Source organism: Halopelagius fulvigenes (genome assembly GCF_042662625.1).
Taxonomy (GTDB): Archaea; Halobacteriota; Halobacteria; order Halobacteriales; family Haloferacaceae; genus Halopelagius; species Halopelagius fulvigenes.
Map to the genome: position 1 here is coordinate 806,555 of NZ_JBHSXH010000009.1, position 22,129 is coordinate 828,683.

Here is a 22,129-nt window from a genome sequence, read left to right on the forward strand (position 1 = left end):
GTGTATGCGCTTCCCTTAAGCGCTCTGTTCGATCTGTTTGAGCGAGGACTTGAGGTCGGACATCGCCTGTTCCGGCGACTTCTCCTGCGCGTACGACGCGTTGACCTCGCTCGCTATCTTGCTGGACTGCTGCGGCCAGACCACGGTGACGGGGCGCGGAATCGCGTTCTCGCCGGCCACCTTCAGCTGCGGCAGGTAGCGGCCGATGACCTCCACCTGCTTCGCCTTGTCCGAGTCGAGGAGCTTCGGGCGCGGCGGGATCCAACCCATGATCCCGAAGATATCGAGCTGGAACTGCTCCTGCATCAGCGCTTGCAGGACCTTCACCGCGGCCTGCTTCTTCTTACCCGGCGAGTTCGGGTTCACCGTCATGTGCCAGCCGCCGAGCGCGGCGACCGGACCGCCGGTCATCGGGTACTGCGCCTCGCTCTCGGGCACGCCGTACGGGATGGGCATGACGCCGAGGTCCTTGCCGAAGACGTCCTCCGCACCGTTGATGGTGATGGAGTACGGCCAGTTGCGGTGCATGATGGCGTCGCCGCCGGTGAACGGTTTGCGCGAGGGTTCCTCGGTCCACTGCAGGACCGCGGACGGCGCGATGTTGCCCTCGTACCCGTCCAGGGAGTGTTTGTCCTTGGACCCGTTGATGAAGGTCCGGACCATCTTGATGGAGTCCAGAACCGGCTGCTCGTCGACGGTGATGGGTCGCTCGCCGATGGGGCCGAAGAGGTTCTTCTCGGGGTTGCCGAAGTACGCCCCGCCGTGGGAGGTCATGAACTCGTTGAAGTCACAGCACGACAGCCCCTCGTAGACGGAGGCCTGGAAGGTGTACCCGTTACCGATGTCCTGGTTCGCCTCCATGGCCTTCTTCGTGACCTTCGAGAACTCCTTCCACGACATGGACTCTGTGGCCCACTTGTTGAAGTCGGAGTCGCTGTAGCCGGCGTTCCGAAGCAGGTCCTTGCGGTACTGCATCGTCGGGAAGTCCGGGAACAGCGGAATCCCGTACAGGTCGCCCGAGTCCGGGCTCTTGGCCGTCTGGACCGAGGCCTGGAAGTACTCGTTTTCGACCGTATTCACCATGTCGCTCGGCAGCGCGTCCGTGAGGTTCTGAATCTGGTTGCGGGCAATGAACGGAATCGTCCACCCGCTGTCCATCATCATCAGCGTCGGCTCCTTCCGACCGCCGGAGAGCCACTGCTGATACTGGTTCTGTCGGTTGTTCGTCACCTGCGAGCCGGCGATGATCTCTACGGTGATGTTGTCCGGGAGGCCGGCGTCGTGCAGCGCCTTCTTGAACGCCTTCGAGTTGTCACCCATCCGAGTGTCGCCGGCGATTTGGACGGTGACGTCCTCGGTCACTTCTTTGGTGCTTATCGGCGTGGACGTGCCGGTATTTCCGCCACCGCCGCCCCCGCCGCCGCCGGTGCTCACACACCCCGCGAGACCGACCGCAACTCCAGATGCGCCTGCCGCCTTCACGAAGCGTCGCCGCGAAACGCGGCTCCGCTTTTCTGTCCGTGAGTCAGTATCAACCATTACAATCTGTGTCTTTGAATCAAAATTATTTATAGTTTTGGTGCCGCTTACTACTATCGTTGTGGTGAACTGTATACTACCGGTGTTGTGGTGAATTTTCCGGCCGTCTCTCCCCTCCGTCGTGCGTGCTTTAGAGCCGATGTCCCTCCAGCTTACTCCGTCGCACGGTTCGCCCGCTTTCGCAGGTAAGCGTTCGACGGGGATAATCCTTCCGCGTTATAGCACGCGTAAGAATGTTTATTCTAATCGTTAGTTATGTTTGGCGCGAGACGGCGGCGTTCGCGGGTCGCGGCGGGGCGGCGGACGGAGACGCAACGGCTTTAGCCCCTCCTTCGAAATCACCGCAGGACATGGAGGCGCGCACACGCGAGTATCTGGAGGGGCGTTTCGGGGACTACTACCGGAGCGTCGGCGCTTCGCTGCCTCCCGCGCCCGAACGCCGCGAGTGGGGGTACATCCCGTGGAGTGCGGGGGGGACGACGATGGTGCGACACCAGTCGCTCCTCGACGTGGGCGACCTGGGGGACTTCCTCCGTCGGACGGCCCCCCGGCACGTCTACTTCTCCTCGGCGCGGTTCGACGACCCCGGCGCGGGGACGATGGAGGAGAAGGGATGGCAGGGGGCCGACCTGGTCTTCGACTTGGACGCCGACCACCTGCCGGGCGTGGACCCCGAGGAGACGTCGTACGCGGAGATGCTCGCGGCGTGCAAGGAGTCGCTCCTCCGCCTTCTGGAGTTCGTCGAGGACGACTTCGCCTTCGAGGAGACGCAGGTCGTCTTCTCCGGCGGGCGCGGGTACCACGTCCACGTCAGAGACGAGAGCGTCCGGACCCTCGACAGCGAGGCCCGCCGCGAAATCGTGGACTACGTCCGCGCGATAGACGTAGACGTGGACGGATTGATCGCGACCGAATCGGTTCGCGGGACGACCCGGCGCGTCCTCCGACGCCGCGGCGGGTGGGGCGAACGCGTCCACGACCGCCTCCTCGACCTCGCCTCGACGCTCAGGGAGATGGAGGAGGAGGCGGCGCTCGAACGGTTGCAGGAACTACGGGGAATCGGCGAGGGCCGGGCGAAGACCATCTACGGCCAACTCCGGCACAACTTCGAGGCCATCCGCGAGGGGAACGTCGAGGCCGGCGGCCCCGGCACCCGAATCCTCGTGGACGCCCTCGCGGCGGAGGCGATAGAGGAGGAAACCGCGCCCATCGACGAACCGGTGACGACGGACACGAAGCGCCTCATCCGCCTTCCGGGGAGCCTCCACGGCGGGTCCGGCCTCCGCGTCCGGGCGTTGGACCGCGACGAGGTGGAGTCGTTCGACCCCCTCCAGGACGCGGTTCCCGACCGGTTCCGCGGGCGCGAGATCAAAATCGACGTGACGGACCCCGGACCCGCGGAGTTCGACGGCGATACCTTTACACTCAGCGGCGGAGGACAGTCCGTCGAAGAGTGCCTCGGGGTCTTCCTGATGGCCCGCGGCAGAGCCGAGAAGGTGAGAGAATGAACTTAGACGAGTTACGGAGCGTCCGACGGACGGAGCGACAGAAGGACAGCCTCCAGCACCTCCGCGACTCGTTCTACGCGGACGTCGCAGACTACATCGCCGAACGGAAGGCGGAGCGAACGCGCGCCGCCGAGGCCGCCGAGGACCCCTTCTCCGACCCCGACGTGGGGCGACTCACCGACGAGATAGAGACGGCCGAGGACGTCGTCGAGGCCATCTACGAGCGCCGAGTCGGCAAAGTCGTCAAGCTCGCCTCCTTCGCCGCCGCGGACATGAGCGCCGACACCAACGGCCTCACCGCCGAGGAACGAGCGCTGTTCGACGACATGGTGCGCCGCATCAAGGAGAACCGGCGGACCGTCCTCGAGGTTCTCGGCGGCAAGCGGACGGTCGAACCGCACGAGACGACCGAACCGATGCCGACGCACGACCAGACGAGCGAAAGCGACGGAGCGTCGGTCGTCCGCGACGCGGCCCCCGCCCCCGAGTCCGACGAACTGACCGACGGGGCCTCCGGGAACGCCGACGAACCCTCGGCGGACGGGACTTCGACCGACGACGTTCTCGCGGAGGCGATGGGCGGCGACGCTCCCTCGGGCGAGACATCCGATTCGGACGCCGACGCGCCGACCGCGGAGGCTCAAGCCGCCGAGACGCCGACGGCCGAGACGCCGGACCGACCCGCGGGAGACGGGGCGGCCGACGCGGTGACCGACGACGCCGGCCGTCCGGACGGCGAGGCGGGTGCGACGGCCGACGCCGACGCCGAACCCCCGGCGGGCGACGAGTCGGCGGAACCCGCCGCGCCGGCCCCGACGGACGACACCGACCGCGTGACCCTCCGCATCACCAGCGACGTGGGGCAGATATTCGGCGTGGACGAACGCGAGTACGACCTCGCGACGGAGGACGTGGTGACCCTGCCGACGACGAACGCCGAACCCCTCGTCGAACGCGGGGCGGCGGAGCGACTCGACTGAGCGGTCGGCAACCGGCGAGATTTTGGGGCGCGAGACCGACGAAGCGTACATGCTCAGCGTCGGCGACGAGGCACCCGATTTCGAACTGCAGGACCAGGACGGCGAGACGGTTTCGCTGTCGGACTACCGCGGCGACTACGTTGTCGTCTACTTCTACCCGCGCGCGAACACGCCCGGGTGTACGACCGAGGCCTGCGGATTCCGCGACGCATGGGACGAGTTCGAGACGCGAGACGTGGCCGTCCTCGGCGTCAGCGACGACCCCGTCTCGGACCTCAAGGAGTTCGAGGACGACCACGACCTGCCGTTCTCCCTCCTGTCGGACGAGGACGGCGACGTCGCGTCGGCGTACGACTCCTACGGCGAGAAGAACATGTTCGGAAACACCTTCGACGGCGTCTTCCGCAACACGTACGTCGTCGGCCCGGAGGGCGACGTCGTCCTCGCGTACGAGGGCGTCTCCCCCGAGGGCCACGCCGAGGAGATCCTCTCCGACATCGAGGAACTGGACGCGTAACGCCGGACGCGACTCCGTATCTCGTCGGCCGGAATCGGAGTTTCGACGCCGACTCCGGAGTTCCTGCGGACCCTATCGAGAGGGAGAACGCGCCGAGAGACGTGACTCTCACACACCACGTTTCCGGTGAAATAAACGCTCAACTAGTTGCTCGTGTCCGAGCGAGAGAAGCCGTACTTCTACGTAGTCCTCGTGAGCGATAAAAACCCATCGTGTTCGCTCCCGAATCGGAGCGCCGAGACGGAGACGGAAGGGGGGACGAGAAACGAGAGAACGGGGGAGAGCAGACCGCAGAGCGGCAGAGGGAGGGGTTCGGGACCGCGGTCAGCCGATTACTGGAACGTGCGGCTGACTTCGGCCTCGGAGGCCGGTTCGACGCCGCTCGTCTGGAACCGTTCCTCTATCTCCTCGTAGCGTTCGCGCACCTCTTGGGTGACGCTGGGGCTGACTTCCTTGAGGGCGTCCTCGAAGTGCCCCATCGTCACGCGGACGTTGCCGACGGACTCGGCGACTTCCTCGGGCGAGACGCTGTGGATGAACTCCCGACTCGCGGCCATCGACGCCTCGCGGCAGACCGCTTCGATGTCGGCGCCGACGTAACCCTCGGTGCGTTCCGCGAGTTCGTCTAAGTCCACGTCGTCGGCCAGCGGTTTGCGCTGGGTGTGCACGTCGAAGATGGCGCGGCGCGCGTCCTCGTCCGGGACGGGCACGTGGACGTGCCTGTCGAGGCGGCCCGGTCGCAGGAGGGCCGAGTCGATGAGGTCCGGACGGTTCGACGTGGCGATGACGACCACGTCCTCGAGGGCTTCGAGGCCGTCGAGTTCGGTCAGCAGTTGCGAGACGACGCGTTCGGAGACACCCGAGTCGCCGGTGTTCTGCCCGCGTTCGGTCGCGATGGAGTCTATCTCGTCGAAGAACACCACCGTGGGGGCGTTCTCCCGAGCCTTCGAGAACACCTCGCGGACGCCCTTCTCGGACTCCCCGACGAACTTGTTGAGGAGTTCGGGGCCCTTCACGGAGATGAAGTTCGAGTCGGCCTCGTTGGCGACGGCCTTCGCCAAGAGCGTCTTCCCCGTCCCCGGCGGGCCGTAGAGCATGACGCCCTTCGCGGACTGCATGTCCATGGCCTCGAACACCTCGGGGTACTCGAGGGGCCACTGGATGGTCTCGCGGAGGCGCTCTTTCGTGTCCTCGAGGCCGCCGACGTCCTCCCACGTCACGTCGGGGACTTCGACGAACACCTCGCGGAGGGCGGAGGGCTCGATGCCCTTCATCGCCTCCTTGAAGTCGTCGGGGCGGACTTCGAGCGATTCGAGCACTTCGGCGTCTATCTCCTCGGCTTCGAGGTCGAGCTGCGGGCGGATGCGGCGGAGCGCCGTCATCGCCGCCTCCTTGGCGAGACTCTCCAAGTCCGCGCCGACGAAGCCGTGCGTGTTGTCGGCGTACGCGTCGATGTCGACGTCGTCGGTGAGCGGCATGTTCCGCGTGTGGACCTGCAGGATCTCCTTGCGGCCGTCCCGGTCGGGGACGCCGATTTCGATCTCGCGGTCGAAGCGGCCGCCGCGGCGCAGGGCCGGGTCGATGGCGTCCACGCGGTTGGTCGCCCCGATGACGACCACTTCGCCGCGTTCGTCGAGGCCGTCCATCAGCGAGAGCAACTGCGCGACGACGCGGCGTTCGACGTCGCCGCCCGCTTCACCGCGCTTGGGCGCGATGGAGTCTATCTCGTCGATGAAGACGATGGCCGGGGCGTTCTCCTCGGCCTCCTCGAATATCTCGCGGAGTTGCTCCTCGGACTCCCCGTAGTACTTCGACATTATCTCGGGGCCCGAGATGGTGTGGAACGAGGCGTCGATTTCGTTGGCGACGGCCTTCGCGATGAGCGTCTTCCCGGTGCCCGGCGGGCCGTGGAGAAGCACGCCCTGCGGCGGTTGGATACCGAGGCGCTTGAACAGCTCCGGGTGGCGCATCGGGAGTTCGATCATCTCCCGGACCTGTTCGAGTTCCCTGTCGAGGCCGCCGATGTCCTCGTACGCGACGGAGGGGCCTTCGCCGGTGCCGCCGCCGCCGGTTTCGCGGATCTCCTCCGCGGGTTTCTGGCTTATCTGGACCTCGGTCGAGTCGGTGATGACGACCGTCCCCTGCGGTTGGGTGGAGGCGACGCGGACGGGGACCGTCTGGTTCGAGGAGGTCATGAAGCCGAAGCCCAGCGGAAGCTGGAGGCTCTGCCCCTTCGTGACGGGCTGTCCGGAGAGCTTGTCCCGGATGTACGTCCCGACGTTACCGCCGATGCGGAGGTTCTGCGGGAGCGCGATGGAGACCCGCTGGGCGGGCTTCACGTCGGCTTTCTCCACCTGCACGCGGTCGTCGATGCCGACGCCCGCCTGCTGGCGGAGTCGGCCGTCGATACGGATGACGCCGGTTCCCCGGTCCTCGGGGTACCCCGGCCAGACGCGAGCGATGGCCGTGCCGTCGTCGTTCTCGATGCGGATGTAGTCCCCGCCTTCGAGACCGAGCGACTCGGCCGCCTCGCGGTCGATGGCCGCCAGTCCTCGACCGGCGTCCTTCTGCTTCAGGGGTTTAACGATTAATTTCATTTTTGAACGGTGATAGTGAGTACGCCGTTGTTCATCTCGACCGATGCATCCTCTCCGGGAAGTTCGAGTTCCGTTTCGGTAACTCTGTCGCCCGATTCGGCGACCACGATGGCCGTCGTCCCGACGATGTCCACATTCAGGTCTTCCTCGGGGAGGCCCGTGTCCGCGGCGATTACCCAACTGTCGTCGTATTCGTAGCGGCGGACGAAACGCTCGTTTCCACCGGCGAACTGTTGCGTGTCCATGTTGGTTCCTAACCCTAAGTTAGGCCCGAGAACATTTAAATCTGTCGCAGGGTAATCGGTGGACGGCGTCGGGGTTCTCGAAATCAGGTTGAATTGCGGTTCACACCCCTCCTGGAGAGGGATGGGGTTGGGTTTATACGCCGACGGAGCGAACTTCCCGTATGGAGTCGGTCACACACCACGGGCGAGAGACGGTCTATCGGACGGCGGACCGCGGTGGGGGCGGGCCGACGGTTCTGTTCGTCCACGGTAGCGGCGGGACGAAGGACGTCTGGAAGTCGCAGTTGCGAATCGCCGACGAGTACCCGGTCGTCGCCCTCGATCTGAGCGGGCACGGCGAGAGCGACGACGCGGACGCCGACGCGGGCTACGAGGCGCTCTCTGCGTACGTGGACGACGTGCTGGCGGTCACGGAGGAGACGGGCGCGAGCGTCCTCGTCGGCAACTCGCTGGGCGGCGCGGTCGCACTCACCGCCGTCATCGAACGCGAGGTGTCCCTCGACGCCCTCGTCCTCGCGGGCACGGGTGCGAGACTGTCCGTTCTGGACGACTTGCTCGCGTGGCTTCGCGACGACTTCGAGCGTGCGGTCGAGTTCCTCCACGAACCGGACCGACTGTTCCACGACCCCTCCGAGGAGTACGTCGAGCAGTCCCGCGAGGCGATGCTCGCGGCAGGGCGGGCGGTCACTGAACGGGACTTCCTGACCTGCCACGACTTCGACGTGCGCGGGCAATTAGACGACGTGGACGCTCCGACGCTGGCTCTCGTCGGCGAACACGACAAGCTCACCCCTCGGTCATACCACGAGTACTTCGTCCACGAACTGCCCGACTGCGAACTGGCCGTCGTTGAGGACGCCGCCCACCTGGCGATGCTCGAAGCGCCCACCGCGTTCAACGCCGCCCTGACGGACTTTCTGGACCGGCGGGCCGAGTAACGGATTCGAGAAAAAGGTGGGTTAGTAGAGGTCCTCTAACTCCTCCTGTACGTGGCCGTGTTCCTCCCCGGGGAACTCGCCGGATTCGACCGCCTCGCGGTACGCCGAGACGGCGTCGGCCATCTCCTCGCGGACGTTGCCGAACTGCTTCGCGAACGGCGGCGACCGGTCGCTGAGTCCGAGCACGTCGTCCACGACCAGAACCTGCCCGTCGCACTCCGCGCCCGCGCCGATGCCGATGGTCGGAATCGAGAGCGCTTGGGTCACCTGCTCCGCGAGGTTCGACGGGACGTGTTCGAGGACGAGGGCGAACGCGCCGGCCTGTTCGTGCCGGCGCGCCAAATCGAGAATCTCGTGCGCCTCGTCGCGGTTCGTCCCCTGTCGGCCGTACCCCGTCTCCTTCATCCGTTGGGGCGTCAGGCCGAGGTGGGCCATCACCGGGATGCCGAGTTCGACGAGTCGTTCGGTCAGGTCGACGGTGTGGGGGCCGGACTCCAGTTTCACCGCGTCGGCGCGCGCCTCCTTGAGCATCCGCCCGCAGTTCTCGATGCTCGACGCCTCGTCGACGCCGACGGAGAGAAACGGCATGTCGGCGACGACGAGGGCGTCCGTCGTCGCCCGCGCGACGGCCGCCGTCCGCGACTCGACCTCCGCGACGGTCACGGGGAGCGTCGTGTCGTACCCGAGCGCCGTGTTCCCCATGCTGTCCCCCACGAGGACGACGTCGATGCCCGCCTCGTCCACGATTCCCGCCGTCGTCGCGTCGTACGCGGTCAGCATCGTTATCGGCTCGGTCCCCGCCTTCTCGCGGACGTCACGTACCGTCGTCATACCCGCTTCGTGTGTCGGCACCGCGTTAAATCGCTCGTTGTCGGCCGTTCGGACGGCTCACGGCCGTCGCCGTAACAGTCATCCAGAAACACTTTCATCATAACAGTAGTTTTACTTGTCTTGACAGTAGTTCGAACTGTACGATGTGCTCTCTCGGTCCCTCTCGCCCTCTCCTCCGTCCGACCCGGGGCGTCTCGCCCGTCGTCGGCGCGGCGTTGCTGTTCGTCGTCGCTATCCTCCTCGCGACCACCCTCGCGGTGATGGCGTTCGAGTTCGCCGACGCCCTCCGGGAACCGACGCCGCAGGTCGCCTTCGAGACGGAGTACGTCGCCGACGGCGCGGGGAACGGCGGTAACGGCGCGTACGTCAACGTCTCCCACGTCGCCGGCGACGTGGCGGACGGGTCCATCGTCTACGTCCGCGACGAGTCGGGGAACGAAATCGCGTGGCGGAGCATCCGGGCGGGCGAATCGACCGTCTCGCCCGGCGGCCGCGTCCACATCGACGGGCGCGGGAGCGACGGCGTCCTCGACGCCGTCTGCGAGGCCGGTCAGACGTACTACGTCGTCGTCGAACGGCCGGACGACACGTCGGCGATTCTCCGAGAGGTGACGATTCCGCGCGACCCGACGTCCACGAGTCCCGAGTGCTGACGGCGTCGCGCGACGCCCGGGGACGAACCGGCACGCATTAGCCCCCGCCGTCTAACCCTCGACCGTGCAACCGGTCGAACGGTCGAACCCGGACGGGGTCGATTACGGGTGGGTGATGCAGACGACGTTCGTCGTCACCATCCTCGTCGGCGCACCCGTCGTCGCACTCCTCTCGACGGGCGTGACGCTCCCGACGTGGGAGGCGCGCGTCAGTTTCGCCGTCAGAGTGGGGGCCATCATCTGGTTCCTCACCGCCGTCGCCGTCTTCGCGTACGCGAAGCGAACGGACGCGGGCGACGGGGGGAGCGACCCCGACGAGGTCGAGTTAGGCGCGGACGGCGACTGACCGAGAACGGTACCGGCGGGTGCCACGCGGGCGCCGCGGCGCGACCCCGCCCGACCAGCGACGGCCCCTCCTTCCCGGAAGGACTTTGGCGCGTCTCGGTGAGGTCTACGTAATGATAGACGAGACGATAGAGGAAATCAAGGAGATGCAGACGCACAGTTCCTCGGTCGTCGCCATCAAGGCCGCCCGGTCGCTTCAGGAACTTCTCGACCGCGACCACGCCACGGTCGAAGACTTCGAACGCGACTTGGAGCGAAACGCCAGCGCACTCCGGCGGGCGAACCCCTCCCACGCGTCGCTGTACAACGCGATGCAGGGCATCCTCCGGAACGTCGTCGGCCGCGCCGACACCGTCGAGGAGTCGAAGTCGCTCACCGAGGAGATAATCGACCGCATCGTCGAGGACGTCGAACACGGGAAGTCCCGCGCCGCCGAGAACGCCGTCGAGATATTCGACGACGGCGACGTGTTCCTCACGCACGACTACTCCTCGACGGTGCTGGAGGCCGTCGAACGCGCGGCCGCCGAGGGGACGCACATGACGGCGTACGTGAGCGAGGCGCGCCCGCGGTTCCTCGGCCGGAAGACCGCCCGAACGCTCGCCGCCATCGACCGGGTCGAAACGCACCTGTTGGTCGATAGCGCCGTCGGGATGGTGTTAGAGGGGTGCGACCGGGTCGTCATCGGGATGGACTGCATCGTGGACGAGACGCTGTACAACCGCGTCGGCACGTTCCCCATCGCCGCGACGGCGAACCGACTCGGCGTCCCCGTCGTCGTCATCGGGTCCGGCGCGAAGATAGTGGGCGACGGGTTCGCCTTCGAGAACGAACACCGCTCGCCGTCGGAGGTGTCGCTGGAACCCCTCGAAGACGTCGTCATCGAGAACCCCGCCTACGACGCCACGCCGATGGAACTCGTGGACGAAGTCGTCACTGACTCCGCCGTCGAATCGTACTGAGTCGGACCCTGCGGTCGGACGGCGGACGGCGCGTCTCCTCGAACTCGTTCTCTCTCTCAGTCGGTTTCTCGGTCGCCAAACGCGACCGGTCGGAGGTGCTTGGGAAGTTGTCTCCGTTGCCACTCACGTTCGCTCTCGGGAGCGGTGGTGTCGGCGGCGGCATCGGCGGTTGCGGCGGCAGCTTTGACAGCGTAGGTACCGGCGTGAGGGGCGTGGTCGGCGACGTGGGCGGTTGCGGCGGCGTGCCCGGCGGCACGGGCGGCTTCGCGGGCCGCGGATCGCTCGACGTCGCGGGCGGCGGCGTGGGCGGCGAAGGCGGCGTCGCGCGCCTCGCTCACCCCTATCTCGTCGCGAACCCACGCACGCGCCGCTTCGATACCGTCTCGAGGTCGGCTGTCGTTCGGACGCTCCGCTTCGAAATACGGCAGTACGCGCTCGGCGCAGTCGGCGGCCCAGAGCGCCAGCGTCCTGTGGTCTCCTTCGTCGATCGTCATTCTCGTCTCCCGTCCGCTTCAGCCACCGGGCGTTCCTCCCGCGGATGCTTCTGTCGAACTCAGTCGAGAGCGATCCACTCGCCTAAAAACTGTCTCGCGAGTATCTCGCTCGGCCTTAGCCGAGCGTGACCCACTCGCCAGTTTCGTCCGACCGCTCTATCGCGTCCAGGACCGCTTGGACCTCGTAGGCGTCCTCGAACGACGGGTGGAACTCGCCGCCCTCCTCGACCGCGGAGAGGAACTCGTAGTTCTCGTGGACGAACGTGTGTTCCCACCCGATGACGTGGCCCGGCGGCCACCAGTGGTCGACGTACGGGTCGGACTCGTCTGTCACCAGAATCGTCTCGTACCCGCGGTGGTCCGGACCCTTGTACTCCAGTTCGTTCAGGCGTTCCAGGGAGAACTTCAGACTCCCCTCGGAGCCCTGAATCTCGACGGTGTGGTCGTTCTTGTGCCCGTTGGCGAAGCGCGACGCCTCCAAGGTACCTATCGCGCCGTTCTCGAACTCCGCCTGGGCGGTGTATGCGTCGTCCACGGTGACGGGTTTCGTCTCGTCGGACCCGGGGACGGGGCGTTCCTCCACGAACGTCTGGAGGTGCCCGCTGATGCGTTCGATGTCGCCTGCCGTCTCGCCGACGAGGAACCGAACGAGGTCCACCGTGTGCGCGCCCAAGTCGCCGAGCGCGCCGCTTCCGGCCAGTTCCTTGTCCATCCGCCACGCCCACGGCGCGTCGGGGTCGACGAGCCAATCCTGCAGGTAGCGGCCGCGGACGTGGTGAATCTCGCCGAGTTCGCCGTCCTCGATGAGGCCCTTCGCGTACCGGATCGCCGGGACGAACCGGTAGTTGAACGCGCACCCCGCGGGCACGTCCGCGTCCGCCGCGGCGTCGCGCATCGGTTCCGCCTCGTCGAGCGTCCGCGCGAGCGGTTTCTCGCAGAACACCGGCACGCCCGCTTCGAGGGCGGCGATGGAGGGTTCGGCGTGGAGGTGGTTCGGGCCGAGGTTGTAGAACACGTCCACCTCCTCGATCACGTCCTCCCAGTCGGTGGCGGTGCGCTCGAAGCCGAACCGGTCGGCGGCGTCGGCGAGTGCCTCCTCGTCGCGCCCGACGAGGGTGTGACGGTTCACCTCCGGCGCGTCCGGGAAGAACATCGGCAGTCGCGCCAGCGCGTTCGAGTGCGCCTTCCCCATGAAGCGGTACCCCAGCATTCCGACGTCGAGTGTCATTTTTCGGACCTCCTCACTCCGCCCAGTAGGCGTCGCCGGGTTGCGTCTCGAAGACGGCGCGGTCGAGCACGTCCACGGCCTTCTCCAGCCCCTCCGTCGAGGAGGTCAGGGAGTCCTCGTGTTCGATGGAGAGGGCACCCTCGTAGCCGACCATCCGGAGGGTGGACACCACGTCCTTCCAGTGGCCCTCGTCGTGGCCGTAGCCGATGGAGCGGAACAGCCACGACCGGTCGGGTTCGTCGGTGTAGTCGGTGGTGTCGAGGACGCCCTTGATGCGCGATTTCGGCTCGTACACCTTCGTGTCCTTCGCGTGGAAGTGGTGGATGGCGTCGCGTTCGCCGAGGAACCGGATGGCGTCCGTCACCTCGATGCCCTGCCAGTAGAGGTGCGAGGGGTCGAAGTTCGCGCCGATTCGCTCGTTCGTCGCCTCCCGCAGTTGGAGCATCCCCGTCGGTTCGTAGACGAGCATGTTCGGGTGCATCTCGATGGCAATATCGACGCCCTGTTCGTCGGCGAACTCCGCAACGTCGGACCAGTAGTCGACTGCGACCTCCCACTGGTACTCGTGGGCGTCGGCGTGTTCGGTCGGCCACGGGGCCGTGATCCAGTTCGGCACCTCGTCGTTCGGACCGCCCGCGGGCAGGCCGGAGAAGCAGGTGATCGTGTTCACGTCCAACTGCGCGGCGAGTCGAATCGCCTCGCGGAGTTCCGTGTCCGCCTCCTCCGCGGTGTCGTCGTCGGGGTGGAGGGGGTTGTTGTGCGTCGCGAGGGCGCTGACCTGCATGTCGTGCTCCGAGAGCGTATCGTGCAGTTCGTCCTGCGCGTCTTCGTCGTCCAGCATCTCCCGTCGGTCGACGTGGGCCTGTCCGGGGTGGCCGCCGACGCCGAGTTCGACCCCGTCGACGCCGATGTCGTCGAGGTACGACAGGGCGTCGGAGAGCGATTCGCCTCCGAGCGGAACGGTGAGTACGCCGATGTACATACACCGACGTACAGAGAGCGTTTGAATAAAAGGTTAGCATAACAGTAGTAACTATTAGATGTTCGTAGGAGGCGGGCGGAGAGAGAGTGAGTGGGTAGGCGGGCGTTCGAGGGCGCAGGGCGGCGGTTCGGGTCCGCGGGGCGGTGTCGTTTAGCGTCTGAACAAGTCCGAAAACTTCTCGCGGAGTCCGGACTTCTCCCCGAGGCGGAGGTAGTACGCCTCGCCGCCGTCCTCGTAGTAGTTCTCTATCAGGCGTTCGATCTCGAACCCGATGTGTTCGTAGAACGCCAACGCTTCCTCGTTCGTCGCTCGCGCGTGACAGGAGACGGACCCGTGGTCGTTCGCGACCTCCGCGACGAGGCGCTTTCCGAGTCCCTCGCCGCGCACCTCGGGCGCGACGGCGAGAAAGAGGATATAGCCGTCTCGGCGCGCGGATGCGAACGCGATGAGGTCCTCGTCGAGAAAGAGGAGGTGCGTCTTCGAGCGACGGTAGGCGTCCACGAAGAACCGCCGTCGCTGCTTGAGGACGCCCTCGTCGCTGCGAATCCGCTCTTTCAACTCCCACGCCTGCTCGGCGTGCTCGTCGGACCCCGGCCCGTCCACCCGCTTTTCGACGTTGACACTCACGCCCACGGGTAGTGGGGTCACGAATATAACTCCACCGTCGTTTCGGAGGGTTCACGGCCGCGAGCGTTTTGTACCGCTCAGTCGAACGTGCGAACGAATGTCAGACGACCGACGCCCTCGACGGATGAGGTGGGTCGGACGGTCGGTGCGCGACGTGCTCCGCGAGGCGGCCATCACCGGGACGGCGGTCGTCGTCCCCGTCGTCATCACCGTCTTCGTCTTCGCCTTCCTGCTCAACGCCGTCTACCCCTACGTCAACATCGTCTCGGACGTCATCGTCGCCCTGCCGGTTCTCGGCCTCATCCCCGACATCATCGGCGTCTCCCCGGAGACCATCGTCGAACTGACGGTACCCGTCGCCGTCTTCCTCGCGGTCATCGCGGTCGGACTGGTGGTGAACAGCTCGCGGTACGGCGAACGCGCGGTGGACTACTTCGACTACGTGATGTCGCAGATACCGGGAGTCGGCAGCGTTTACGAGAGCTTCCGGCGGATGAGCGACGCGATGCTCGACAGCGAGGTGCAGAACTTCCGCGACGTGAAGCTCGTGGAGTTCCCCCACGAGGACGCCTACACGCTCGGGTTCGTCACCACGGAGACGCCCGACGTCCTCTCGGAGGAGACGGACCACGAGAGGATGCTGACGCTGTTTCTCCCCCTCGCGCCGAACCCGGTGATGGGCGGGCACCTCGTCCACGTGCCTGCGTCGCGGGTGATAGACGTGGACATGAGCGTCGAGGAGGGGGTGCAGGCCATCGTCACGAGCGGCGTCGCGATGGGCGAGGAGGGGCGGTCGAGCGGTCTCTCGGCGTCGGAACTTCGGGAGTTGACCCGGACGCGCGGCGGTATCGGCGCGAATGGACGCGACGAGGAGTCCGCGCCGAGATGGACGGGGAGCGCGCCGTTCGGCGACGGCCCCGGAGCCGAGCGGTTCGAACGGTACGACGAGCGGGTGGAACCCGAGCACGTCGATACGCCGCAGGAACTCGCGCGCCGCGGGGAGGCGTCCGACGAGAACGACGCGGTCGGCGGCGGGAACGCCGACGACCGACTGCCGGCGGACTCGGGAGAGGGAGCGACGGCCGACGTCGACCCGGAACCGTTCGACGCGGCGGCGGGCGTCGAGACGGACCGGAAGAGACAGGACGGCGGCGACGGAGAGTCGTCCGCATGAGCTTCGAACTCCGGGACCACACGGCCGACGTGGCCGTCGAGGCGACGGCGTCCGACCTCTCGGGGGCGTTCGCCGCCGTCGCCGACGGACTCGCCGCCGCCGGGTGCGACGCCGTCCCCCCGACCGGCGGCGAACGATTCGGCGTCGAGGTGCGCGCGGAGGGCCCTGAGGCTCTCCTGTTCGACTACCTCGACCAACTCATCTACGAACGGGACGTGCGCGGCGTCCTCCCGGTGGACAACGACGCCGAGGTTCGCGCGCCCGACGACGGAGCGGGATTCGGCGACGACGGTAACGACGACGACGGTAACGACGACGACGACGGCGAGTGGATTCTCGACGGGTCGGCGCGCGGCGTTCCGCTCTCGGCGGTGGACGCCAGAGAGATAAAGGCCGTCACCTACTCGGAGATGTCCCTCGAAGAGACGGCCGACGGGTGGCGAGCGTACGTCGTCTTCGACGTGTGACCGCGCGTTCGGCGCGGGGGGGGTCGCTCCCAAGCAGTTCTTGTAGTATCCGCGCCATTCTCTCGCCATGTCGCGGTTGACGCGTTTCGTCTCCGCTGCGGGCGGTCGCGCGCTCCTCGTAGCGCTGAGCGCTCTGTTCGTCCTGTTGGCCGTCGGACGGACGGTTCTCGTGGTAGCGAACGGCGGGACGGTCACGACGGTCGGTGTCAGCCTGCTCCTGACGACGAGTCCGTGGCTCGTCGTCCTGTTCGGGGGGCGGTGGCTGGCGGAGACGGACCTCAGCCCCGACCTGCACCCGCGCATCGTGGGCTGGTCGCTCGGCGGGTTCGCAGTGATGCTCGTCGTCCTCGCCCTCGTACAGACCGTGACCGGCGGGGGCGTAGACCGGTGGATGATATCCGGCATCCTCGCCACGGGTCTCGGCTGCGCCGGCGGGTTCGTCATCGGGGTGAACGAAGCCCGGGCCCTCGCGCGCGCCCGAGAGACCGAACGCAACAAGGACGAACTGCTCCGCGAACGCGACCTGCGGGAGCGAATCGTCCAGACGAGTCCGGTCGGCATCGAAGTCGTCGATACCGACGGCGACGTGTTGCTCGTCAACCGGCGCGCGAGGGAGATCGTCGGACTCACGGCGGACGAGAGCGGGGCGTTCGCCGACGGCCCCCTGTTCGTCGAGACGGACTGCGAGGAGGGCCCCGCCGCCGACAGCCTCTTCGAACGCATCCGCTCGTCCGGCGAACCGGTGTACGACGAGGAGCGACGGATTACCTGCCCCCGCGGCGAGCGAATCCACCTGTCCGTGAGCGGTAGCCCCCTCTACGACGCGTCCGGCGACGTGGCGTCGGTCGTCTTCGCGTTCGAGGACGTCACCGAGCGAAAGCGGATGGACGAGGAGCTTCGAGAGACGATAGAGCGCCTGGAGGCGTCGAACGAGCGGTTAGAGCGGTTCGCGTACGCCGCCTCCCACGACCTACAGGAACCGCTTCGGATGGTGTCGAGCTACCTCCGACTCCTCGAATCCCGACACGCCGACGAGGTAGACGGCGAGTCGCGGGAGTTCCTCGACTACGCCGTGGACGGCGCAGAGCGCATGCGGGCGATGATAGACAATCTCCTCGAGTACTCGCGCGTCGGTACGGACGGGGACCCGCTCGAACCGACGGACGCCGGGGCGGTCCTCGACGACGTCCTCGACGACCTGCGCCCGCGAATCGAGGAGACGGACGCCACGGTCACGAGCGACGAACTGCCCACGGTGGCCGCGGACTCCCGCCAACTCGCGCAGGTGTTCCGGAACCTCCTCTCGAACGCCGTCACGTACTCCGGAGACGAATCGCCGCGGGTGCACGTGAGCGCGGCCGAGTCCGGCGACGAGTGGCGGTTCTCCGTCGCCGACGAGGGCATCGGCATCCGCCCGCGGTACCACGACCGGGTGTTCGGGGTGTTCAACCGCCTCCACACGATAGACGAGTACCCGGGGACCGGCATCGGGTTGGCGCTCTGCGAGCGAATCGTCGAGCGTCACGGCGGCGACATCTGGGTCGAGTCCGACGCCGGCCGAGGGGCGACGTTCTACTTCACCCTCCCCCGCACCTCGTCGGCGCGTAAGGTTCGCTCTCCCGGCGGAGACGGCGACGAACGCGCGGACGAAGCGGACGCGCGCACCGACTGACCGCCGGCGCGACGCTTCGTTCGAGAGCCTTACGGCGGCCGAGTCGTAACCGCCTACATGAAGCTCCGACCGTCCGTTGGTCGCGCGGGGACGTTCGCCCTCGTCTGTTCGCTCGCCCTCGTCGCGTTCGCCGGACGCGCGAGCGCGCACGTGAAGTACGTCACGCCCGGGAGCGACCCCGTGGCGGTCGCCGAATTCCTCGCGGGGGCCCTCTCGGACCCGTTCAACGTCGCCGTCCTCCTCGGCGGCGCGGCGTTCGTCGTCGCACTCCTCGGCGGGTACCTCGCCGTCCGCCCGGCGAGGCGGGACGTGGCGGTGTTCCGCGAGACCATCGAGAGTTACCGCGACCTGTTGCCGTGGCTCCTCCGTCTGAGCGTGGGGATCCCGCTCATCGGTGCCGGCTTCTCGGGCTACTTCTTCTCGCCCGTCGTCCACCTCGCCGACCCGACGTTCGTGCGCCTGTTCGGCATCACTGTCGGGTTCCTCCTCCTGTTCGGGTTCGGCACGCGCCTCGTCGCCGCCGCCGGACTCGCCGTCTACCTCGTCGGCTTCGCCTTCGAACCGGCGCTGATGCTCGCGTTCGAGTACGTACCGGGTTTCATCGCCATTGCCCTCCTCGGCGGCGGGCGTCCGAGCGCCGACCACGTCGTCTCGCGGATGGCGGCGGACGACCGGACGCTGTACTCGAACGTGGACCCGTTCTACCGCGCGATCGCGGTGCCGTTCGTCGAACGCGTCCAGCCGTTCGCGTCGCTCGTCCCCCTCGTCCTCCGCGTCGGCGTCGGCGTCTCGTTCGTCTACCTCGGCGTCGCCCAGAAGCTGATGAACCCCGGCGAAGCGCTCTCCGTCGTCGCGAAGTACAACCTCACCGCCGTGGTCCCCGTCTCGCCCGAACTGTGGGTCGTCGGCGCGGGACTGACTGAAGCGCTCGTGGGCGTCCTCCTGATCACCGGCGCGTTCACCCGCGTGGCGTCGCTGACCGCCTTCCTCCTCTTCACGACGACGCTGTTCGGCCTCCCGGACGACCCGGTGCTGGCGCACGTCTCGCTGTTCGGCCTCGTCTCGGCGCTTCTCGTGACCGGCGCGGGCCCCTTCTCGGTGGACGAGTGGTTGGAGTACTGGGCCGCGCGGCGCGACCGGTCCGCCGACGCGACCGCGGCGGACTGACGCGTGACAGTGAGTCCCGGGGAAATCCCCGTGACGGAATCCTTTCGTGGCGGCCGGCCGACTAGCCGCGTATGACAGACGACGCCGACGTGCGAGAGTTCGACGGCATCCGCCTCGAACGCGTCCGAGACTACGTGTGGGAGATTCCCCGCGAGGGCGACATGCGCGTCCCGGCGCGGGTACTCGCCAGCGAGGGACTCCTCGAACAGATCGGGGGAGACAAGACGCTCCAGCAGTTGCGGAACGCGACGCACTTGCCCGGCATCGCCAAGTACGCCATCTGCATGCCCGACGGCCACCAAGGGTACGGCTTCCCCGTCGGCGGCGTCGGCGCGACGGACGTCGAAGACGGCTGTATCTCGCCCGGCAGCGTGGGCTACGACATCAACTGCGGCGTCAGAATGATGAAGACGAACCTCACCTACGACGACGTGCAGGGCCGCGAGGAGGAACTCGTCGAGGCCCTGTTCGCGAACGTCCCGTCCGGACTGGGCGGCGGCGGCGTCGTCCAAGGGGACATCGACGCCGTCGAGGGCGTCCTCGCCCGCGGGATGGACTGGGCCCTCGAAGAGGGCTGGGCCGTGAAGGAGGACTTAGCCCACTGCGAGGACGAGGGGATGCGCCCCGACGCGGACCCGAGTGCGGTGTCCCAGAAGGCAAAAGACAGGGGGAAGAACCAACTCGGCAGTCTCGGCTCCGGTAACCACTTCCTCGAAGTTCAGCGGGTGACGGACGTGTTCCGCGAAGAGGTGGCCGACTCCTTCGGTCTGTTCGACGACCAGATAGTGGTCCTCATCCACTGCGGGTCGCGCGGACTCGGCCACCAGGTGTGCTCCGACTACCTCCGGCGGATAGAGAAGGAACACGGCGACCTGTTGGCGGACCTGCCGGACAAGGAACTCGCCGCCGCGCCCGCCGGGTCCGAACTGGCCGAGGAGTACTACGGCGCGATGTGCGCCGCCATCAACTTCGCGTGGGTGAACCGCCAACTCATCATGCACCGCACGCGGCAGGTGTTCGAACGCGTCTTCGAACGCGACTGGGAGGAGATGGAGATGCACCTGCTGTACGACGTGGCGCACAACATCGCCAAGAAGGAGGTACACGCGGTAGACGGTGAGGACAGGGAACTGTACGTCCACCGGAAGGGCGCGACGCGGGCGTTCCCGGCGGGCCGTCCGGAACTCCCCTCCGCGTACCGCGACGTGGGCCAACCCATCATCATCCCCGGGAGCATGGGCGCGGGGTCGTACGTCCTCCGCGGCGGCGAGAACTCCTTGGACCTCACGTTCGGCTCTACCGCCCACGGCGCGGGCCGGACGATGAGTCGGACGCAGGCCAAACAGGAGTACTGGGGCGAGACGGTGCAGAACGAACTGCGCGACCAAGAGAAGATATACGTCAAGGCGCAGTCGGGCGCGACGGTGGCCGAGGAGGCTCCGGGCGTCTACAAGGACGTGGACGAGGTGGTCCGCGTCTCCGACGAACTCGGCATCGGCGACAAGGTGGTGCGGACGTTCCCCGTCTGCAACATCAAGGGCTGAGCGCGGGCGACCGACCCGGGGACGGCCGACTCAGGACCGACTCGCCGAGTCGGGCGCGCGGCGTTCGCTCGCGCGGCGCTTGTAGAAGTAGTACGCGAGCGCCGCGAGGCCGACGAACGTCGCCGCGATACCCTCCTGCGGGACGCCGCCGGCGAGGAGCGTCGTCGTCACGTCCGCGAGGCCGAGAGCGAGGGCGACGAGGCCGCCGCCGAGAACCCACGCCCGCGGGTCGGCCGCCTCGGGGTCGTACATCCCCGCCTCGATGAGGGCCATCTCCTTTCTGTGCTCGAGGTAGACTATCCCGCCGGTCAGCACCACCACCGCGAACACGAGGGTGAGGAAGGGCAGTAAGAACAACGCGTCGTCGAGTGCGAGACCAATTTGTAAGAGGCTCATGTCCACCTATACGCTCGACGAGGAGATATCTCTACCGTGACAGGTAGTGGCCGAGGACGCCGGCGGGGTTAGAGGCCGATATCGACGTACTCGCTCTCGGGAACCGACTCCACCGCCTCGCCGTCCTCGTACCGGACGAACGAGAGGTAGAAGTCGCGGCCGCACGGCGACTCCCCGTGCGGGTCGTCCACATCGTCCGCCTCGATCCGCTCTCCCGTCCACGTCAGGCCGGGCGCGTCGCTCTCGCCGCAGACGAAGTGAACGCCGTCCGCGTCGTCGGACACCGTCCCACTGCTTGCCGAGGTTCCCTCGGCATCGTCCTCGAACTCCTCGTCCGGTTCGGCGTACTCCCACCCGACGAGGGGGTACGGCGTGACGGACTTGTCCGCGAGGTAGCCCTCGCGCAGAATTTCGACGAGTGCGCCGCAGTGCGGGCAGTAGTAACTCACCGGATAGCTCATCGGCGGACGATAGGAGACAGGGCGACTTAACGCCCGCGTCGGCTCCGCGCCTCCGTCACTCCGCCCGCCGAACGTTTATCCGCGATGCCGCGGCCAGACGCCGCGTGCGCTGAGTTCGACCCGGCGGCGAGACGCGGTTGCTCGGCACGCCGCCGCCGGTCCGACGACGACGTGCCGACTGTAAGCCGAGTTAGCCGAGGGACGACGGGCGGCCGCCGACGTACAGGAACTCGACGCCCGCGCGGTCCGCGGCGTGTTCGTCGGTGAGGGAGTCGCCGACGAAGACGGTCGATTCTGTGTCCGCGCCGATTCGGTCTATCGTCTCCAGCAGGGGTTTGGGGTCGGGCTTCCGGGTCGCCACGGAGTCGCGGCCCACGACGGCGTCGACGTGTTCGGACAGGTCGTGCGCGTCGAGTGCGACGTTGCAGGCGTCCTCGCAGTTGAGCGAGCAGACGCCCTCGGCGGCGCCGTTCGCGCCGAGTGCGTCGGCGTGCGGGAGTCGTTCAGACTCGCGCGCGCCCTCGTGTTCGTGGTCGGCGATTATCGCCTCGATTTCGCCGCGGATGCCCTCCTCGTCCGCGAGGTCGAGCATCGCCCAGAGGTCCATCCCGCCGGCGTCCACGCCGTGACCGTCGAACGCCTCTATCACCTCGTTCGCCACCTCGTCCCAATCGACCGCGAGGTGGACGAGGGTTCCGTCCAAGTCCCAGACGACGGCGTCGAACGCTTCGAGGTCCGTCTTCGTCGGTTTCACGCACGGGAGTCGGGCCCCCACCGGAAAGACGGCTTCGGTCGGCGGGAA

The 22,129-nt window shown here is 67.2% G+C and carries 23 protein-coding genes; 12 read left to right on the forward strand and 11 right to left on the reverse strand.

Annotation, left to right across the window (positions count from 1 at the left end; genetic code table 11):
* Window positions 1-15: 15 nt before the first annotated feature.
* Window positions 16-1,482, reverse strand: coding sequence for an extracellular solute-binding protein (locus tag ACFQEV_RS06645; RefSeq protein WP_379693901.1), 1,467 nt, complete (start codon window positions 1,480-1,482; stop codon window positions 16-18).
* Between the two features lie 407 nt (window positions 1,483-1,889).
* Here ACFQEV_RS06645 and priS point away from each other — a divergent pair, with 407 nt between their 5' ends.
* Genes priS through bcp form a run of 3 tightly spaced genes read left to right on the forward strand, consistent with a single transcriptional unit; the run spans window position 1,890 to window position 4,544 of the window.
* Window positions 1,890-3,047, forward strand: coding sequence for a DNA primase small subunit PriS (gene priS, locus ACFQEV_RS06650; protein WP_379693903.1), 1,158 nt, complete (start codon window positions 1,890-1,892; stop codon window positions 3,045-3,047).
* Window positions 3,044-4,027: a DNA replication complex subunit Gins51 gene (locus ACFQEV_RS06655; protein ID WP_379693905.1), complete on the forward strand. Its 984-nt coding sequence runs from the start codon at window positions 3,044-3,046 to the stop codon at window positions 4,025-4,027. Before priS ends, ACFQEV_RS06655 begins: the two co-directional genes overlap by 4 nt.
* A 49-nt stretch (window positions 4,028-4,076) precedes the next feature.
* Window positions 4,077-4,544 carry a thioredoxin-dependent thiol peroxidase gene (bcp, locus tag ACFQEV_RS06660; RefSeq protein ID WP_379693908.1) on the forward strand — a complete coding sequence of 156 codons (468 nt, stop codon included), beginning with the start codon at window positions 4,077-4,079 and terminating at the stop codon, window positions 4,542-4,544.
* 332 nt (window positions 4,545-4,876) lie between these two features.
* On the opposite strand, the gene ACFQEV_RS06665 is transcribed toward bcp, so the two are convergent.
* Both ACFQEV_RS06665 and ACFQEV_RS06670 read right to left on the reverse strand, forming a co-directional pair.
* A complete protein-coding gene (locus ACFQEV_RS06665) occupies window positions 4,877-7,141 on the reverse strand; it encodes a CDC48 family AAA ATPase (protein ID WP_379693910.1) in 2,265 nt (754 codons plus the stop codon).
* A complete protein-coding gene (locus tag ACFQEV_RS06670; RefSeq protein WP_379693912.1) occupies window positions 7,138-7,386 on the reverse strand; it encodes an Hsp20/alpha crystallin family protein in 249 nt (82 codons plus the stop codon). The genes ACFQEV_RS06665 and ACFQEV_RS06670 overlap by 4 nt, the downstream gene beginning before the upstream one ends.
* 161 nt (window positions 7,387-7,547) lie before the next feature.
* Here ACFQEV_RS06670 and ACFQEV_RS06675 point away from each other — a divergent pair, with 161 nt between their 5' ends.
* A complete protein-coding gene (locus ACFQEV_RS06675; RefSeq protein ID WP_379693915.1) occupies window positions 7,548-8,324 on the forward strand; it encodes an alpha/beta fold hydrolase in 777 nt (258 codons plus the stop codon).
* 21 nt (window positions 8,325-8,345) lie between these two features.
* Here the strand turns inward: ACFQEV_RS06675 and panB are convergent, their stop codons facing one another.
* Window positions 8,346-9,155, reverse strand: a complete 810-nt coding sequence (gene panB, locus ACFQEV_RS06680) for a 3-methyl-2-oxobutanoate hydroxymethyltransferase (protein ID WP_379693919.1) — start codon at window positions 9,153-9,155, stop codon at window positions 8,346-8,348.
* Between the two features lie 143 nt (window positions 9,156-9,298).
* On the opposite strand from panB, the gene ACFQEV_RS06685 reads away from it, so the two are divergent.
* The 3 genes from ACFQEV_RS06685 (at window position 9,299) to ACFQEV_RS06695 (ending at window position 11,115) form a co-directional block, all read left to right on the forward strand.
* Complete coding sequence (locus ACFQEV_RS06685) at window positions 9,299-9,808, forward strand: type IV pilin domain-containing protein (RefSeq protein ID WP_379693921.1); 510 nt, start codon at window positions 9,299-9,301, stop codon at window positions 9,806-9,808.
* 64 nt (window positions 9,809-9,872) lie between these two features.
* Window positions 9,873-10,154 (forward strand): DUF5822 domain-containing protein, encoded by a 282-nt coding sequence (locus ACFQEV_RS06690; protein ID WP_379693924.1) that lies wholly within the window; start codon window positions 9,873-9,875, stop codon window positions 10,152-10,154.
* Between the two features lie 112 nt (window positions 10,155-10,266).
* Entirely contained in the window at window positions 10,267-11,115 is an 849-nt protein-coding gene (locus ACFQEV_RS06695; protein ID WP_379693927.1) for an eIF2B alpha/beta/delta subunit family protein, read from the forward strand.
* Between the two features lie 56 nt (window positions 11,116-11,171).
* Here ACFQEV_RS06695 and ACFQEV_RS06700 read toward each other — a convergent pair whose 3' ends face one another.
* The 4 genes from ACFQEV_RS06700 to ACFQEV_RS06715 all read right to left on the reverse strand — a co-directional run bounded on the left by ACFQEV_RS06700 (window position 11,172) and on the right by ACFQEV_RS06715 (window position 14,446).
* On the reverse strand, window positions 11,172-11,609 hold the full coding sequence (locus tag ACFQEV_RS06700) for a putative immunity protein (protein WP_379693930.1): 438 nt from the start codon (window positions 11,607-11,609) through the stop codon (window positions 11,172-11,174).
* A 115-nt stretch (window positions 11,610-11,724) separates the two neighbouring features.
* Window positions 11,725-12,837 carry a Gfo/Idh/MocA family protein gene (locus ACFQEV_RS06705; RefSeq protein ID WP_379693932.1) on the reverse strand — a complete coding sequence of 371 codons (1,113 nt, stop codon included), beginning with the start codon at window positions 12,835-12,837 and terminating at the stop codon, window positions 11,725-11,727.
* Window positions 12,838-12,850: 13 nt separating this feature from the next.
* On the reverse strand, window positions 12,851-13,819 hold the full coding sequence (locus tag ACFQEV_RS06710) for a sugar phosphate isomerase/epimerase family protein (protein WP_379693934.1): 969 nt from the start codon (window positions 13,817-13,819) through the stop codon (window positions 12,851-12,853).
* A gap of 150 nt (window positions 13,820-13,969) precedes the next feature.
* Window positions 13,970-14,446, reverse strand: a complete 477-nt coding sequence (locus ACFQEV_RS06715) for a GNAT family N-acetyltransferase (RefSeq protein WP_379693937.1) — start codon at window positions 14,444-14,446, stop codon at window positions 13,970-13,972.
* A gap of 97 nt (window positions 14,447-14,543) precedes the next feature.
* Here ACFQEV_RS06715 and ACFQEV_RS06720 point away from each other — a divergent pair, with 97 nt between their 5' ends.
* The 5 genes from ACFQEV_RS06720 (at window position 14,544) to ACFQEV_RS06740 (ending at window position 20,470) form a co-directional block, all read left to right on the forward strand.
* A complete protein-coding gene (locus tag ACFQEV_RS06720) occupies window positions 14,544-15,620 on the forward strand; it encodes a DUF502 domain-containing protein (RefSeq protein ID WP_379693939.1) in 1,077 nt (358 codons plus the stop codon).
* On the forward strand, window positions 15,617-16,087 hold the full coding sequence (locus ACFQEV_RS06725) for an archease (RefSeq protein WP_379693941.1): 471 nt from the start codon (window positions 15,617-15,619) through the stop codon (window positions 16,085-16,087). Before ACFQEV_RS06720 ends, ACFQEV_RS06725 begins: the two co-directional genes overlap by 4 nt.
* 67 nt (window positions 16,088-16,154) lie before the next feature.
* Window positions 16,155-17,759, forward strand: a complete 1,605-nt coding sequence (locus ACFQEV_RS06730; RefSeq protein WP_379693943.1) for a sensor histidine kinase — start codon at window positions 16,155-16,157, stop codon at window positions 17,757-17,759.
* A 57-nt stretch (window positions 17,760-17,816) separates the two neighbouring features.
* A complete protein-coding gene (locus ACFQEV_RS06735; protein WP_379693946.1) occupies window positions 17,817-18,926 on the forward strand; it encodes a DoxX family protein in 1,110 nt (369 codons plus the stop codon).
* Window positions 18,927-18,997: 71 nt separating this feature from the next.
* Window positions 18,998-20,470, forward strand: a complete 1,473-nt coding sequence (locus ACFQEV_RS06740; RefSeq protein WP_379693949.1) for an RtcB family protein — start codon at window positions 18,998-19,000, stop codon at window positions 20,468-20,470.
* 30 nt (window positions 20,471-20,500) lie between these two features.
* Here the strand turns inward: ACFQEV_RS06740 and ACFQEV_RS06745 are convergent, their stop codons facing one another.
* The 3 genes from ACFQEV_RS06745 to ACFQEV_RS06755 form a co-directional block, all read right to left on the reverse strand.
* Window positions 20,501-20,866, reverse strand: coding sequence for a hypothetical protein (locus ACFQEV_RS06745; protein ID WP_379693951.1), 366 nt, complete (start codon window positions 20,864-20,866; stop codon window positions 20,501-20,503).
* A 68-nt stretch (window positions 20,867-20,934) separates the two neighbouring features.
* On the reverse strand, window positions 20,935-21,327 hold the full coding sequence (locus tag ACFQEV_RS06750) for a hypothetical protein (protein WP_379693954.1): 393 nt from the start codon (window positions 21,325-21,327) through the stop codon (window positions 20,935-20,937).
* A gap of 190 nt (window positions 21,328-21,517) precedes the next feature.
* Window positions 21,518-22,081 carry an HAD family hydrolase gene (locus tag ACFQEV_RS06755; RefSeq protein ID WP_379693956.1) on the reverse strand — a complete coding sequence of 188 codons (564 nt, stop codon included), beginning with the start codon at window positions 22,079-22,081 and terminating at the stop codon, window positions 21,518-21,520.
* Window positions 22,082-22,129: the final 48 nt, after the last annotated feature.

Coding starts and splice junctions, on each gene's coding strand:
- ACFQEV_RS06750 (WP_379693954.1), bottom strand. CDS start 21,327: ATGAGCTATCCGGTGAGTTACTACTGCCCGCACTGCGGCGCACTCGTC.
- ACFQEV_RS06720 (WP_379693939.1), top strand. CDS start 14,544: ATGTCAGACGACCGACGCCCTCGACGGATGAGGTGGGTCGGACGGTCG.
- ACFQEV_RS06740 (WP_379693949.1), top strand. CDS start 18,998: ATGACAGACGACGCCGACGTGCGAGAGTTCGACGGCATCCGCCTCGAA.
- ACFQEV_RS06710 (WP_379693934.1), bottom strand. CDS start 13,819: ATGTACATCGGCGTACTCACCGTTCCGCTCGGAGGCGAATCGCTCTCC.
- panB (WP_379693919.1), bottom strand. CDS start 9,155: ATGACGACGGTACGTGACGTCCGCGAGAAGGCGGGGACCGAGCCGATA.
- ACFQEV_RS06700 (WP_379693930.1), bottom strand. CDS start 11,609: ATGACGATCGACGAAGGAGACCACAGGACGCTGGCGCTCTGGGCCGCC.
- ACFQEV_RS06670 (WP_379693912.1), bottom strand. CDS start 7,386: ATGGACACGCAACAGTTCGCCGGTGGAAACGAGCGTTTCGTCCGCCGC.
- bcp (WP_379693908.1), top strand. CDS start 4,077: ATGCTCAGCGTCGGCGACGAGGCACCCGATTTCGAACTGCAGGACCAG.
- ACFQEV_RS06675 (WP_379693915.1), top strand. CDS start 7,548: ATGGAGTCGGTCACACACCACGGGCGAGAGACGGTCTATCGGACGGCG.
- ACFQEV_RS06730 (WP_379693943.1), top strand. CDS start 16,155: ATGTCGCGGTTGACGCGTTTCGTCTCCGCTGCGGGCGGTCGCGCGCTC.
- ACFQEV_RS06665 (WP_379693910.1), bottom strand. CDS start 7,141: ATGAAATTAATCGTTAAACCCCTGAAGCAGAAGGACGCCGGTCGAGGA.
- ACFQEV_RS06725 (WP_379693941.1), top strand. CDS start 15,617: ATGAGCTTCGAACTCCGGGACCACACGGCCGACGTGGCCGTCGAGGCG.
- ACFQEV_RS06705 (WP_379693932.1), bottom strand. CDS start 12,837: ATGACACTCGACGTCGGAATGCTGGGGTACCGCTTCATGGGGAAGGCG.
- ACFQEV_RS06655 (WP_379693905.1), top strand. CDS start 3,044: ATGAACTTAGACGAGTTACGGAGCGTCCGACGGACGGAGCGACAGAAG.
- ACFQEV_RS06685 (WP_379693921.1), top strand. CDS start 9,299: ATGTGCTCTCTCGGTCCCTCTCGCCCTCTCCTCCGTCCGACCCGGGGC.
- ACFQEV_RS06745 (WP_379693951.1), bottom strand. CDS start 20,866: ATGAGCCTCTTACAAATTGGTCTCGCACTCGACGACGCGTTGTTCTTA.
- ACFQEV_RS06695 (WP_379693927.1), top strand. CDS start 10,267: ATGATAGACGAGACGATAGAGGAAATCAAGGAGATGCAGACGCACAGT.
- priS (WP_379693903.1), top strand. CDS start 1,890: ATGGAGGCGCGCACACGCGAGTATCTGGAGGGGCGTTTCGGGGACTAC.
- ACFQEV_RS06735 (WP_379693946.1), top strand. CDS start 17,817: ATGAAGCTCCGACCGTCCGTTGGTCGCGCGGGGACGTTCGCCCTCGTC.